This window comes from Kitasatospora sp. NPDC058063 (assembly GCF_042885395.1).
Lineage (GTDB): Bacteria > Actinomycetota > Actinomycetes > Streptomycetales > Streptomycetaceae > Kitasatospora > Kitasatospora lactacystinica.
Window position 1 is genome coordinate 257,341 of the sequence record NZ_JBHVSD010000002.1, and the last position, 13,276, is coordinate 270,616.

General features: G+C 73.8%; 13 protein-coding genes. 5 read left to right on the forward strand and 8 right to left on the reverse strand.

Translation table 11 applies throughout. From position 1 onward, the window contains the following. Positions 1-148 precede the first annotated feature (148 nt). The 3 genes from ACFVUY_RS04855 to ACFVUY_RS04865 all read right to left on the reverse strand — a co-directional run bounded on the left by ACFVUY_RS04855 (position 149) and on the right by ACFVUY_RS04865 (position 2,924). A complete protein-coding gene (locus tag ACFVUY_RS04855; protein ID WP_387727383.1) occupies positions 149-844 on the reverse strand; it encodes a GntR family transcriptional regulator in 696 nt (231 codons plus the stop codon). Between the two features lie 56 nt (positions 845-900). Then, positions 901-1,974, reverse strand: a complete 1,074-nt coding sequence (locus tag ACFVUY_RS04860) for an enoyl-CoA hydratase/isomerase family protein (RefSeq protein ID WP_387727789.1) — start codon at positions 1,972-1,974, stop codon at positions 901-903. A gap of 281 nt (positions 1,975-2,255) precedes the next feature. Further along, complete coding sequence (locus tag ACFVUY_RS04865; RefSeq protein WP_387727385.1) at positions 2,256-2,924, reverse strand: TetR/AcrR family transcriptional regulator; 669 nt, start codon at positions 2,922-2,924, stop codon at positions 2,256-2,258. Positions 2,925-3,022: 98 nt separating this feature from the next. Here ACFVUY_RS04865 and ACFVUY_RS04870 point away from each other — a divergent pair, with 98 nt between their 5' ends. Next, the gene (locus tag ACFVUY_RS04870) at positions 3,023-3,802 is read left to right on the forward strand and encodes an SDR family oxidoreductase (RefSeq protein ID WP_387727387.1); all 780 of its coding nucleotides are present in this window, start codon (positions 3,023-3,025) and stop codon (positions 3,800-3,802) included. Positions 3,803-3,952: 150 nt separating this feature from the next. Here the strand turns inward: ACFVUY_RS04870 and fahA are convergent, their stop codons facing one another. The 5 genes from fahA to ACFVUY_RS04895 all read right to left on the reverse strand — a co-directional run bounded on the left by fahA (position 3,953) and on the right by ACFVUY_RS04895 (position 10,279). Then, positions 3,953-5,185 (reverse strand): fumarylacetoacetase, encoded by a 1,233-nt coding sequence (fahA, locus tag ACFVUY_RS04875; RefSeq protein WP_387727389.1) that lies wholly within the window; start codon positions 5,183-5,185, stop codon positions 3,953-3,955. Next, positions 5,182-6,108: a hypothetical protein gene (locus ACFVUY_RS04880; RefSeq protein ID WP_387727391.1), complete on the reverse strand. Its 927-nt coding sequence runs from the start codon at positions 6,106-6,108 to the stop codon at positions 5,182-5,184. Before ACFVUY_RS04880 ends, fahA begins: the two co-directional genes overlap by 4 nt. Then, positions 6,105-7,307 carry a homogentisate 1,2-dioxygenase gene (locus tag ACFVUY_RS04885; protein WP_387684808.1) on the reverse strand — a complete coding sequence of 401 codons (1,203 nt, stop codon included), beginning with the start codon at positions 7,305-7,307 and terminating at the stop codon, positions 6,105-6,107. The genes ACFVUY_RS04880 and ACFVUY_RS04885 overlap by 4 nt, the downstream gene beginning before the upstream one ends. Before the next feature lie 164 nt (positions 7,308-7,471). After that, entirely contained in the window at positions 7,472-8,686 is a 1,215-nt protein-coding gene (gene hppD, locus ACFVUY_RS04890; protein WP_359900421.1) for a 4-hydroxyphenylpyruvate dioxygenase, read from the reverse strand. Positions 8,687-8,917: 231 nt separating this feature from the next. Further along, positions 8,918-10,279 (reverse strand): phosphoribosyltransferase family protein, encoded by a 1,362-nt coding sequence (locus ACFVUY_RS04895; RefSeq protein WP_387727393.1) that lies wholly within the window; start codon positions 10,277-10,279, stop codon positions 8,918-8,920. Between the two features lie 374 nt (positions 10,280-10,653). Here ACFVUY_RS04895 and ACFVUY_RS04900 point away from each other — a divergent pair, with 374 nt between their 5' ends. The 4 genes from ACFVUY_RS04900 to ACFVUY_RS04915 all read left to right on the forward strand — a co-directional run bounded on the left by ACFVUY_RS04900 (position 10,654) and on the right by ACFVUY_RS04915 (position 13,254). Next, positions 10,654-11,046, forward strand: a complete 393-nt coding sequence (locus ACFVUY_RS04900; protein ID WP_387727395.1) for a hypothetical protein — start codon at positions 10,654-10,656, stop codon at positions 11,044-11,046. Continuing rightward, complete coding sequence (locus ACFVUY_RS04905; RefSeq protein ID WP_387727397.1) at positions 11,043-11,453, forward strand: hypothetical protein; 411 nt, start codon at positions 11,043-11,045, stop codon at positions 11,451-11,453. The genes ACFVUY_RS04900 and ACFVUY_RS04905 overlap by 4 nt, the downstream gene beginning before the upstream one ends. Before the next feature lie 112 nt (positions 11,454-11,565). Further along, the gene (locus ACFVUY_RS04910; protein WP_387727399.1) at positions 11,566-12,252 is read left to right on the forward strand and encodes a hypothetical protein; all 687 of its coding nucleotides are present in this window, start codon (positions 11,566-11,568) and stop codon (positions 12,250-12,252) included. A 309-nt stretch (positions 12,253-12,561) separates the two neighbouring features. Continuing rightward, the gene (locus tag ACFVUY_RS04915) at positions 12,562-13,254 is read left to right on the forward strand and encodes a response regulator (RefSeq protein WP_387727401.1); all 693 of its coding nucleotides are present in this window, start codon (positions 12,562-12,564) and stop codon (positions 13,252-13,254) included. Positions 13,255-13,276 lie beyond the last annotated feature (22 nt).

Consider the following 13,276-nt stretch of genomic DNA (forward strand, 5'->3'; position numbering starts at 1 on the left):
AGTATTCCTCTCCATGGAACTACTTGGACGGTAGGGAGCAAGGGGGTGGCGCGTCAACCGCTACTGGTGGGTAGTTTGAGCGATGATCGATCATCTTTGTGCGCACTTTATGTGAGCGCGATGAGTCGGCACCCCGACGAGGGCGGCCTCAGTCGGAGCGTCGGCCGTCTTCGCGCCGGCCGTCCTCGTGTCGGGCGTACTCCAGGACGTGCTCGGCCAGCATCCGCCCGACCGCCGGGTCCTGCCGCCGGAAGGCCTCGATCAGCGGCCGGTGGTCGGCGGCGTTCTCGTGCAGCTCCGGCCGGACCTCGTGCAGCGACAGCACCGTCCACACCTCGATCCCGAGGCCCTCCCAGGTCCGCAGCAGCGTCCCGTTGCCCGCGGCGGCCACGATCTCGCGGTGGAAGGCCACCCCGTGCCGGGCCTGGCCGAGCGCGTCGCCCGCCGCCGCGGCCGCCGCCATCCGTTCGGCGTGCCGCTCCAGGGCGGTGGTGTCCCCGGCCAGCCGGACCACCGCCGACTCGGCTGCCAGCAGCTCCAGCGCGGCCCGCACCTGGTAGACCTCGCGAAGCTCGGCCGGGCCGATCTCGCGCACCCGCACGCCCCGGTTGGGCTCGGCGTCGAGCAGCCCGAGCGTCTGGAGTGCGCGCAGCGCCTCGCGGACCGGCGCCTGGCTGACGTTCAACTCGGCGGCCAGGCGCCGCTCGACGATCCGGTCCCCGGGCTGCCAGCGGCCGTTCAACAGGCCCTCCAGCAGCAGCCCGCGCACCTGCTCGCCCAGCGGCACCCGGGACAGCGGGTCGGTGTCCCCGGCCGGGGTCGGCGGCGGGACCGGGTGGTTCATGACGGGCTCCAGACGTGCCGGTGGAGGAGATGGAGGGGATGGAGGCGGGACGGGGTTCAGGCCAGGCCCAGCTCGTCGCCCTCGCGCGGGGCGAAGAAGCGGGCGACGTCCGCCTCCGCCACCTCGGCGAGCGTGCCAGGCTTCCAGTGGGGGGTGCGGTCCTTGTCGACCACCTGCGCACGGATGCCCTCGACCATGTCGTGGCCCTCCAGTACGGCGCAGGAGATCCGGTACTCCTGGTCGAGCACGGCCTCCAGCGAATGAAGCGTGCGGGCGCGGCGCAGCGCGGCCAGGGTGGTCTTGACGGCGGTGGGGGAGTTCGCCAGGACGGCGACGGCGGCCTCCTTCGCCTCCGGGACACCGGAGTTCAGCAGCCGGTCGACGATCTCCTCGACCGTGTCGGCCGCGTAGCAGGCGTCGATCCAGGTGCGCCGGTCGGCCAGTGCGGCGGGCGGTGCGGGCTCGGCGTGCGCGGCGACGAGGGCGGCGACGAGGGCGGCGACCTCGGTGCTGCTGCTCCCGCTCGCCGCGGCGGTGCCCCGGCTCAGGGCGTCGAGCAGGTCCGGGATGCGCGCCGAGGGCACGAAGTGGTCCGCGAATCCGCAGAGCAGGGCGTCGCCCGGGCCCATCGAGGCGGCGGTGAGCCCGAGGTGGGTGCCCAACTCGCCCGGCGCGTGGGCGAGCAGCCGGCTGCCGCCGACGTCCGGGGCGATGCCGATCCGGGTCTCGGGCATCGCGACGGTGGACCGCTCGGTCACGATCCGCACCGCGCCGTGGGCGGAGACGCCGACGCCGCCGCCCATGGTGATGCCGTCCATCACCGCGACGTACGGCTTCGGGTAGCGGGCGATCAGGGCGTTCAGCCGGTACTCGTCGCGGAAGAATGCCCGGGTGCCTGCTCCGCCCGCCTTGGCGTCGTCGTGCATCGCGCGGATGTCGCCGCCCGCGCACAGTCCGCGCTCGCCCGCGCCGGTCAGGACGACGGCGTGTATCCGGTCGTCCCCGGCCCAGTCGTCCAGGGCGGTGCGCAGGGCGGTGACCATGCCGTGGGTCAGCGAGTTGAGCGCCCTCGGGCGGTTCAGCACGAGCCGTCCGACACTGCCGTCCAGGAAGGCCTGGACCTCCGTCACCTCTGCGTTCATCGGGCCCGCTCCCGTCCCTCGGTGATGTCGACGCCGTTCGGTGTCCGCCGGGCCCGGCTGCGGCCCGTCGACGCCCCGCCCGTCGGCGTCCGTTGCCGTCGTCCGCCGTTCGTTCCCGTCGGAATCCTGGCGTCCACCGTACCGGGGGTCGGGAGGTGTCCCGATCACCGGTACGGGCCGGGGCGGGGCGGGGCGCACAAGGGTGGGCAGGGGTGGGCAGGGAGGACAGCGAGGTTCGGGGCGCGCGGCCGGGAGGCAGGGGCCGGGGTTCAGGGCCAGGCGCGCAGGGCGAGTTCGGCGGTGCGGGCCAGGTCGGCGGCGGTGGCGCCGTCCCGGGCCTGCTGGGACATGCCCTGGAGGACCGTACCGAGGTATCCCGCCAGGGCCTTCGGATCGGCGTCGGGCGGCAGTTCGCCGTCCTGCCGGGCCTGCTGCAGCCGGGCCTCGAAGGTCCGCAGGTTCGCGTTGCGCAGCTCGCGCAGCAGCTCCTGGACGCCGGCGTCCTGCGGGGCGACGTTGGTGGCGGCGGAGATCACCAGGCAGCCGGCCGGATGGGACGGGTCGGGGTAGATGGCGGCGGCCTCGCGCAGGATGCGGGCGAAGGCGCCGTACGCGGTGGGTTCCTCGGTCAGCGCGACGGTCGCGAACGCGCCGACGGGCGAACGGCCGTACTGGCGGACCACCTCCTCGAACAGCGAGCGCTTGTCGCCGAAGGCCGCGTACAGGCTGCCGGGGCGGATGCCCATGGCGGTGGTGAGGTCGGAGACGGAGGTGGCGTCGTAGCCGAGCTGCCAGAACAGCCGGGTGGCCGCGGCCAGGGCCTCGGCACGGTCGAAGGCCGGCGGGCGGCCGCGCCGGGGGCGGGGTGGGGCGTCGGGTGCTGCGCCTGCGGGTGCTGCCTTCGCGGGTGTCCCGGTCGTCTGCTGTGCCTCGCTCATGCCCCGAATTTTAGAGCAGTCGCTCAAGAAGTGTGTGCTAGCGTCTTTCTTGAGCGATGACTCAATAATTATCGGATGCGGTGAGAGGGGAGTCGGCCATGGGTGCGGGCACGTACGGGCTTCAGGGCAAGGTGGCGCTGGTCACGGGCGGCAGCAGGGGGATCGGCCGGGCCATCGCCCGGCGGCTCGGGCGGGACGGAGCCACCGTTGCCGTCGGCTACGCCCGGGACGGGGTCGCGGCGGAGGAGGTGGTGGCGGGCATCCGGGCCGACGGTGGGCGGGCGTTCGCGCTGCGCGCCGAACTCGGCCGGCACGGCGACGCGGCCGCGCTCTGGGCGGCCTTCGATGCCGGGATCGGAGCGCACGCTCCGGACGGCGGCGTCGACATCATCGTGAACAACGCCGGGATCGGACGCAGTTCGGACCTCGAAGCGCTGACCGAGGAGGGCTTCGACGAGGTGTTCGCGGTCAACGTCCGGGCGCCGTTCTTCGTGGTGCAGTACGGACTGAAGCGGCTGCGGGACGGCGGCCGGATCATCAACGTCTCCAGCGGGGCCGCCCGCTTGGCGATGCCCGAGATCATCGCCTACGGCGCGACCAAGGGGGCGCTGGACACCTTCACCCTCAACCTCGCCAAGCAGCTCGGCCCGCGCGGGATCACCGTGAACTCGGTCGCGCCCGGCATCGTGGACACCGACGTCAACGCCGGCTGGCTGCGGGGCAACCCGGAGGCGGAGGCGTACGCGGCTTCGGTGGCCGCGCTCGGCAGGGTCGGGCAGCCGGAGGACATCGCGGACATCGTCGCCTTCCTCGCCTCCGGCGACGCTCGCTGGGTGACCGGGCGGGTCGTCGACGCCACGGGCGGAGCCGGGCTCTAGACGGAGGCGGGCGAACGGGAAACGGATAACAGCTGACAGATGATGAAATCTGTCAGCTGTTATCCGTCATCCGTCATCCGTCATCCGTTATCGGTGATCTGTTGTCCGTGGTCGGGTTCGCCGTGGCTCCCCGGCCTCCGGTCCGGGCCCTCAGCCCCGAACCCGCCCGATGACCTCGCCGAACCCGACCACGGTGCCGTCCGGCCCGGGCGCGGTGGCGGTGATGGTCACCTCGTCGCCGTCCTCCAGGAACGTCCGGGTCGTCCCGTCCGGGAGCTTCAGCGGCTCCTCGCCGTTCCAGGTCAGCTCGATCAGCGCGCCCCGGGTGTCCCGCTCCGGCCCGCTGACCGTGCCGGAGGCGAACAGGTCGCCGGTGCGCAGCGAAGCACCGTTGACGGTCATGTGGGTCAGCTGCTGCTGCGCCGTCCAGTACATGGTGGCGAACGGCGGCCGGGAGACCGGGTGCCCGTTCAGCCGGACCTCCATCGCCAGGTCCAGGCCCCACGGCTCGCCGCCCCGGTCGTCCAGGTACGCCAGCGGCTCGACGTCGCGCTCCGGCGGCGTGACCCGGGCGTGCTCCAGGGCCTCCAGCGGGACGATCCACGGCGAGATCGAGGTCGCGAAGGACTTGCCGAGGAACGGGCCGAGCGGCACGTACTCCCAGGCCTGGATGTCGCGCGCCGACCAGTCGTTGAGCAGGCAGACGCCGAACACGTGCTCGCGGAAGTCGTCCAGTGCGACCGGGCGGCCCAGCTCCGACGGCGCGCCGACGACGAAGCCGACCTCGGCCTCGATGTCGAGTCGGCGCGACGGCCCGAAGGTCGGCGCGGCGTCGGCGGGCGCCTTGCGCTGCCCGGACGGCCGCACCACCGGCGTGCCGGACACCACGACCGTGCCCGCCCGCCCGTGGTAGCCGATCGGCAGGTGCTTCCAGTTGGGGGTGAGCGGCTCCGAGCCCGGGCGGAAGATCCGGCCCAGGTTGGTGGCGTGGTGCTCCGAGGCGTAGAAGTCGACGTAGTCGGCGACCTCGAACGGCAGGTGCAGCTCCACCTCGCCGGCCGGCAGCAGGGACGGCGACAGCGCCTCGCGGAAGGACTCGTCGGTGAGCCAGGTGGTGAGGTCCGCCCGAACCCGGGTCCAGGCCGGCCGCCCCGCCGCCATCAGCGGGTTGAGCGAGTCCGCGTCCAGCAGCGCCGACGGCGCGCCGGCCGCGCGGGCGGCCGCCCCGGCGTCCAGCACGAAGTCCCCGACGCGCACGCCGATCCGGCGCCGCCCGGGCCGGTCGGCGGCGGTGAAGACACCGTACGGCAGGTTGTGCACGCCGAACGGCGAGTCCTGGGCGCTGGCGAGCCAGCTGCTGGGGCTGCTGGGGGTGGTGCTCAACGGTCCTCCTGGTGCAGTGGACTGGGCGACGACAGCAGGCCGAGCGCGGCCAGGTCGCCCAGGGGCTCGGCGATGCTACAGGTGCCGAACGCGGTGAACGAGTTGCGGATCACCGTAACCTGACGGTCCGTCAGTGAACGCACCGCCTTGGCCAGCACCTCGCCGTCGCGCTCCGCCAGCACCGCCGCGGCCGCCGTCCGGTCGGTCTCCTGCGCGGCCAGCAGCACGTTCAGGAAGCCGTGGTGCTCGAACCCGGTCTCCGGGTCGGTGTGCCGGACGGCGTTGTGCAGCCCGGCCGTGCACTTGTACGGCAGCCCGCGCCGCGCGCAGCCGGTGAGGAAGGCGGCCAGCTCGTCCTCGTCCGGGAACGCCTCGGCCACCAGCCCGCCGGTGCGGAACTTCGCCCGGTACGGGCTGTCCACCAGCACGTCCAGGACGGCGTCCAGCCCGTCCCCGCGCAGGAGTTCGCGCGGCAGCTCGACGGCGGCCGGGACGTCCGGTGGCAGCAGCCGGTCCAGCGCGGCCACCGCCTCCGCGGCGTCCCGGGTGGCCAGCTCGACGCCGGCCAGCTCGAACGGCGCGGCGGCGGCGAGCGCCGGGGCGAGTTCGGTGCTGCCCCCCGGCAGCACCAGCCCGACCTTGAGCGGCCGGCCGCCCGCCGCCACCGAGCCGTCCGCCCCCGCTGCGCGCCCCTGGATCGCGGCGGTCTCCGGGGAGTTCGCGACCGCCGCGGCCAACTCGTCCAGCCGGCCCGCCCCGCAGAGGAGCGGGCCGACCGCCTCGGCGTACCAGGCCGCGCGGTGCAGCCGGTGCGCGGGCACCGCGTCGACGAGCGGCAGGTTCCCCGGCGGGAACACCGCCGCGTCGTCGAACAGCCCGTGGAACAGCTCGGGGATCACGCCCCCCGGCGGCAGCGTGTTCATCGCCCGGGCCCCCGACCGGCCCAGGTCCAGGCGTAGTTCGCGTCCTCACTGGCCCGGCCGCCCTCGCCCAGCTCCAGGGGGCGGAAGGTGTCCACCATGACGGCCAGCTCGTCGAAGAACTCCGCGCCGATGCTGCGCTCGTACGCCCCGGGCTGCGGACCGTGGGTGTGCCCGCCCGGGTGCAGCGAGATCGAGCCCTGGCCGATGCCGGAGCCCTTGCGGGCCGCGTAGTCGCCGCCGCAGTAGAACATGACCTCGTCGCTGTCCACGTTGGCGTGGTAGTACGGCACCGGGATCGCCAGCGGGTGGTAGTCCACCTTGCGCGGAACGAAGTTGCAGATGACGAAGCCGTTGCCCTCGAAGACCTGGTGGGCCGGCGGCGGCTGGTGGATCCGGCCGGTGATCGGCTCGAAGTCCTTGATGTTGAAGGCGAACGGGTACAGGCAGCCGTCCCAGCCGACCACGTCGAAGGGGTGGTGCGGCACGGTGTAGCGGGTGCCCGCTACCCCGTTCGGGCCACGGTGCTTGACCAGCACGTCGACGTCCCCGGGGGCGTCGACGACCAGCGGGCCGACCGGTCCGCGGAAGTCCCGCTCGCAGTACGGCGCGTGCTCCAGCAGCTGCCCGTACTTCGACAGGTAGCGCTTGACCGGGGTGATGTGGCTGTTCGCCTCGATGCAGTACGCGCGCAGCGGCTCGTCCCCGGCCGGCACCCAGCGGTGGGTGGTGGCGCGCGGGATGATCACGTAGTCGCCCTGGCCGACCTCGATCGAGCCGAACACCGTCTCGACCGTGCCGGAGCCGGACTCCACGTAGACGCACTCGTCGCCGAGCCCGTTGCGGTAGAGCTCGCTCGGGGCCCCGGCGGCGACGTACGAGATCCGCACGTCGCCGTTGCCGAGGACCAGCCGGCGGCTGCCGACGACGTCCGCGGACTTCCAGTCCTGGTCCGCGAACAGTTCGTGCAGCTTGAGGTGCCGGGGGAGGAGCGGGTGGTTGGGCACCGTGGACTGGTCCGGCAGCTCCCAGGGCACCGCGTTGACCACCGCCGAGGGGATGCCCCGGTGGTAGAGCAGCGAGGAATCCGAGGAGAACCCCTCCTCGCCCATCAACTCCTCGTAGTACAGCCCGCCTTCGGGAGTGCGGTGCTGGGTGTGCCGCTTGGGCGGGATGCTGCCCAGCTGCCGGTAGTACGCCATCTCCGTGGTCCTCCTCGACCGTCTGGCAGAGATCCGTGTTCGTCAGAGCTCGTCGGAGCCCGCCGAAGGCCCGCTCGTCGGAGCCGGGCGGAAGCCGGTCCGTCGGAGGCCAGCCCGTCGGAGGCCGGCCCGTCGGGAGCCGGCTCGCCGGAGCCGTCGGACGCTCACAGGTTGCCGCGTCGGTCCTGCTCGCGCTCGATGGACTCGAAGAGCGCCTTGAAGTTGCCCTTGCCGAAGCCGAGCGAACCGTGCCGCTCGATGAACTCGTAGAAGACGGTGGGGCGGTCGCCGACCGGCTTGGTGAAGATCTGCAGCAGGTAGCCGTCCTCGTCGCGGTCGACCAGGATGCCGCGCTTCTTCAGCTCCTCGATCGGCACGCGCACCTTGCCGATCCGCTCGCGCAGCTCCGGGTCGTCGTAGTACGCGTCGGGGGTGTTGAGGAACTCCACGCCGCGCGAGCGCAGCACGTCGACGGTGGTGAGGATGTCGTTGGTGGCGAGCGCCATGTGCTGGCAGCCGGGGCCGGTGTAGAACTCCAGGTACTCGTCGATCTGGGACTTCTTCTTGGCGACGGCCGGCTCGTTGAGCGGGAACTTCACTCGGTGGTTGCCGCTGGCGACGACCTTGGACATCAGCGCGGAGTACTCGGTGGCGATGTCGTCGCCGACGAACTCGGCCATGTTCACGAAGCCCATGACGCGGTTGTAGAACGACACCCACTCGTCCATCCGGCCGAGCTCGACGTTGCCGACGGCGTGGTCGAGGGCCTGGAAGAGGCGCTTGGGCGAGCCCTCGGGGTGGGTCACCCTGCTCGCCGCGACGACGTAGCCCGGCAGGTACGGGCCGTGGTAGCGGGAGCGGTCGATCAGGGTGTGGCGGGTCTCGCCGTAGGTGGCGATGGCCGCGCGGCGCACGGTGCCGTTCTCGTCCGAGACGTCGTTCGGCTCCTCCAGCACGGTGGCGCCGGACGCGCGGGCGTGCTCGATGCACTTGTCCACGTCCGGGACCTCCAGGGCGAGGTCGACGACGCCGTCGCCGTGGCGGCGGTGGTGGTCCAGCAGCGGGCTGCCCGGCTGGACACCGCCCTTGATCACGAAGCGGCAGGAACCGGAGCGGAGCACGTACGCCTTGCGGTCCCGACGGCCGGTCTCCGGGCCGGAGTAGGCGACCAGCTCCATGCCGAAGACGACCTGGTAGAAATGGGCCGTCTGGGTGGCGTTGCCGACCACGAAGACGACCGCGTCCTGGGCCGTCACGGGGAACGGGTCGGCGGCGGCGTCGTGCTCGACGAGGCCGACGAGGCGGCGCAGCTGGTCGGCGTCAAGACCGGCCTCGCGCTCCTCGGGGGTCAGCTCAAGGGCGTGGGTCTGCGGGGTCATCGCTCGTTCCTCCACTTCGGGCCTCGCCGTCGAGGCTTCCGCTGGATCGCGACCGCACCGCGTACGGGTGGGCGGTGTGGTTGCGGAGAGCTTGCTCCTGTCGGGGTGGTTGGGCAACAGGTCGGATTTTGACTGCTCAATGTGTACAAGCTGATCAGAAAATCCCGCTGTCGGCTGCGCAAAATGTGCTGCTGACCGGGGACGATGCCCGAAGTCTGCGCAATGGGACGGTCACGTACTTCCGGGGCCGACGGGATGGGGGAGATGGCGGAGGAACCAGTCCGAGGCCAGCTCGGCGACCCGGTCCAGCGTCCCCGGTTCCTCGAACAGGTGGCTCGCGTGCGGCACCACCGCGAGCCCGGTCTCGCAGCGCAGCCGGCTCCGGGCCCGCCGGTTGAGGTCGAGCACGGTGGGGTCCAGGGAGCCGACGACGAGCAGCGTCGGAGCGCGGACCCGGGCCAGCGTGTCGGGCGCGGCGAGGTCCGGGCGACCGCCCCGGGAGACCACGGCGCGCACCGCCGGGCCCAGCTCGGCGGCGGTGTGCAGCGCGGCCGCGGCGCCGGTGCTCGCGCCGAACAGCCCGAGCGGCAGGCCCAGGGTCTCGGGCACGGCGGCGTCCGGGCCGTCCTGTGCCGCGCCCAGCCGCCGGGCGACGGCGGTCAGCCGGCCGCCCAGCAGCGCCACGTCGAACACGTTCCGCCGGTCGGGCTCCTCGGCCTCGGTGAGCAGGTCGAACAGCAGCGTGGCCAGCCCGGTGCGGTTCAGGTACTCGGCGACGTGCCGGTTGCGCGGGCTGTGCCGGCCGCTGCCGCTGCCGTGCGCGAAGACGACGACCCCGCGCGCGCCGGCCGGGACGGTCAGCCGGCCCGCGAGGCGGACCCCGGCGACGGGCAGCAGCAGCTCGCGGTCGACCCCGGCGGAGGCCGAGGACGGGTCGCCGCCGGCCTCGGTCAGCAGCCGCAGCACCTCCTCGTCCCCGGTCTGCGTGAAGTCGGCGTAGAACTCGCCGATCGCGTAGAACGGGGACGGCGTGCCGACGCAGACCAGCTCGTCGGCGACCTCGTCGAGCCGTTCGGCCCAGTCCGCGGGCGCGACCGGCACCGCCAGCACCACCCGGGCCGCGCCCCGCTCCCGGACGATCCGGCAGGCCGCCCGGGCGGTGGACCCGGTGGCGATGCCGTCGTCCACCACGACCACCGTGCGCCCGCGCAGATCGGCGGGCGGCCGGTCGCCCCGGTAGCGGCGGGCCCGGCGCGCCAGCTCGGCGCGCTCGCGCCGCTCCACCTCGGCCAGTTGCTCGTCGGTGACCGCGGAGAACCGGATGACCTGGTCGTTCAGCACCCGGACGCCGCCCTCGCCGATCGCCCCCATGCCGAGCTCCGGCTGGTGGGGCACGCCGAGCTTGCGGATCACGCAGATGTCCAGCGGCGCGCCGAGCACCGCGGCGACCTCGGCGGCCACCGGCACGCCGCCCCTCGGCAGCGCCACGATCACGGTGTCGGGGCCGGCCAGGTGGCCCAGGCGGGCGGCCAGCCGACGGCCCGCCTCGGTGCGGTCGGCGAAGTGGGTGAAGTGGGTTCCGGTGACGTGCATGACACGGCCTCCGGTTCCACCGTACGTCGTTCCGGTCGGCGCGGGGCGTTCGCGGGCGGGGGCTCCGGGTGCGTGCGCAGGTCACCGCGCGGGGCGGCGCGCGGGGGCGGGAACCGGCCCGGACCAGGACAGGAGCAGGACGGAATCGCGGGTCCGGACGGTGGGCGGGGACCGCAGGTGGGGCGGGCCGGGACGGTGTCGGGATCGGACCGGGATCCAGGTCGGGATCGGGCCGGGAACCGGGGCGGGATCAGGCCGGGATCGGATCGGGAGCCGGACGGGACGACACCCCCGTGTGGCCGGGACAGCGGGCGGCGCACCGTGGATCGCAGAGGCGGACCGCAGAGCCCGCCCGCGACCGGAAGGAGCCCGTCATGTCGGGCACCGTCATCACCGACCTGCGCCGCCGAGGCGCCGTCGACCCCGGCCGCCTGCTCGCCGGACCGCTGCGCGGTGTCGGCCTGCAACGACTCGACCCGGGCCACCGCACCGAACTGGCCGCCGACGGCATCGAGCACGCGCTCTACGTCACCGCCGGCTCCGGGCTCGCCGAACTGCCCGAGGGCGCCGTGCACCCGGACCACCCGGAGCGCGCCGACGCCGGCCTGCCGCTGGTCGAGGGCACCGCGGTCGTGCTGCCGCTCGGTTCGCGGACCGTCCTGACCGCCGGGACGGCCGGGCTGGAGTACTTCCACGCCCTGCTCACCGTCCCCGCCCCCTCCGTCCACCGCACCGAAGCCTCTCCCGAAGAAGGTGACCCCAGGTGATCGTCACCACCGACACCGGCGCGGCCATGGTCGTCATCGGCCCGAACGGCGAGCGCGTACGGATCCGCTCCCTCGCCCGGAGCCCGATGCTCGCCAGCGCCTGCGAGGCCTTCGACCACCTGCGGCTGAGCCCGGGCGCCCACCACGTCCTCCCGGGCCGGCCCGACACCGAGACCGTCCTGCACGTGCTGCGCGGCGCCGCCGTCGTCGGCCGACTGTCCGATGAGCCGGATCACTTGGCCTCCGCGGGAGACCTGCTGCTGGCCCGCCGCGGCCGCGCCCTGCACCTGGAAGCCGGGCCGCTCGGCGCGGAACTGCTCTGCCTGACGCTCGCCGTTCCCCGCCACACCGCCGGCACCCGGGCAGCCCTGGCCCGGCGCCGTGCCGCCCGCCGCGACCGGCCCTGACCCGGGCCGGCCGGCGCCGACAGTCCCTGACCGGCGCTGACCGGCCTTGACCCGGGCCGACCGGCGCTGCCAATCCTGCCTGTCCTCCAGTTCCCCTCGGAGGTGACCACTCGTGATCCTCGTCCCCGCTGCCGTCCCCCGCACCGCGCCCGCGTTCCAGCGGCTGATCGACCCGGAGCAGCGGCCGGCCGTCCGCGCCGGACTCACCGTCGAGGCGCTTCCGCCGGGCGTCCGGATCGAGCAACTCCCTTACGAATCGGTCGAGTCGGTGACCGTGGTGCTCTCCGGGCGGCTGTTCGCGGCCGGCCGGATCCTCTCCCCGGGCGAGGCGCTGCACCACCGCCCCGGAACCTCCTGCCGGATCGCCGCCGTCCGCGGCACGCCGACCACCGTGCTCACGGTCAGGCCCGTTCCGCCCCGGGCTGCCATCCCGGCCCAGCGGTCGGACTCCGCGCCCGCCGCGAGCCGGCGGCAGGTGGAGGTGGGCACCGCACGGCTCGACCCGTGCGGAACCTGCGGACCGTACACGGACCGCGCCGCCGACGCCTTCCTGGTGGTCCTCACCGGGGCCGCGGCCTTCCTCGGAGAGCTGGGTGAAGTCCTCTTGCTCTCCGGCGACTTGGTCTACGTCCGGGCGGGGGAGCGGTACGGTCTGCGGGCCGGCCGGCGCGGACCGGTCACCGTCGTGCTGGGCCGCGTCGGCGCACCCGGCGCCGCTCTGGGGCCGGAATGGGAGGGCCGGCCCGTGCGCTCGGGGCGGACCGGTCCGCAGGGTTGGGACCGGAGCGATCGACCGTGATCGGCCGCGCGAAAGGAATGCCGACGGGCCGGCGTCCGCGAGTGCGGACGCCGGCCCGCAGCGTGTACCGGGTGAGATCCGGTTTCGACGGCCCGGTGTCCCGGGTGTCCCGGGTGTCCCGGGTGGCCGGGGTCCGGTCTCGAATCCCGTCCCGACGTGAGCCGGAGCGGTCGGCCCCGGCTGCTCCCAGCTCCTCCGGGCCCCTCCGGGCTCCTCCCGGCCCCGACACGCTGAGGACTTCACGAGCACGTCACGGAAAGTCACGCGATCGCCGCTGATAGTGTCGGCCGGGTGGATGAAGAACAGCCGTTGGCACCTGTGGGTCCGGGTGGCACTCCGGCCGTCCGTGTGCTGATCGTCGACGACCACCCCCTCTTCCGGGAGGGGCTCAAGGCGGCACTGGAGAGCGCCGAGGGTGTCCTCGTGGTGGCCGAGGCCGAGCGGGTCGCCGATGTCCCGGAGGCGGTCGCCCGGCACCGCCCGACCGTGGTGATCATGGACCTCTCGCTGCCCGACGGCTCCGGGCTGGAGGCCGTCCGGCAGCTCGCCGGCCAGGAGGCGCCGCCGCCGGTGCTGATGCTGACCATGTCGGACGACGACGGAAACCTGCTCGCGGCCCTCCAGGCGGGCGCGCGCGGCTACCTGGTCAAGGGAGCGGGGCGGGAGGAGGTGCTGCACGCGGTGCGGACGGTCGCGGCGGGCGGCGCGGTGTTCGGCGGCGAGGTGGCGGGACGGATCACCGCCCTGCTCGCCGGGGCGAAGATGCGCGAGGCGGGACAGCTCTTCCCCGAACTCACCGCCCGCGAGGCCGAGGTGCTGGACCTGGTCGCGCGCGGGCTGGACAACCGGCGAATCGCCCGGGAGCTGGTGGTCGCGGAGAAGACCGTCCGCAACCACATCACCCACATCTTCGAGAAGCTGCACGTCGCGACGCGCGCCGAGGCGGTCGCCCGGGCCCGCGACATGGGCCTCGGCGACGACCGGACCACCCCGGAGAGGTGAATCGGGTGTCGTGAGCGGGGAG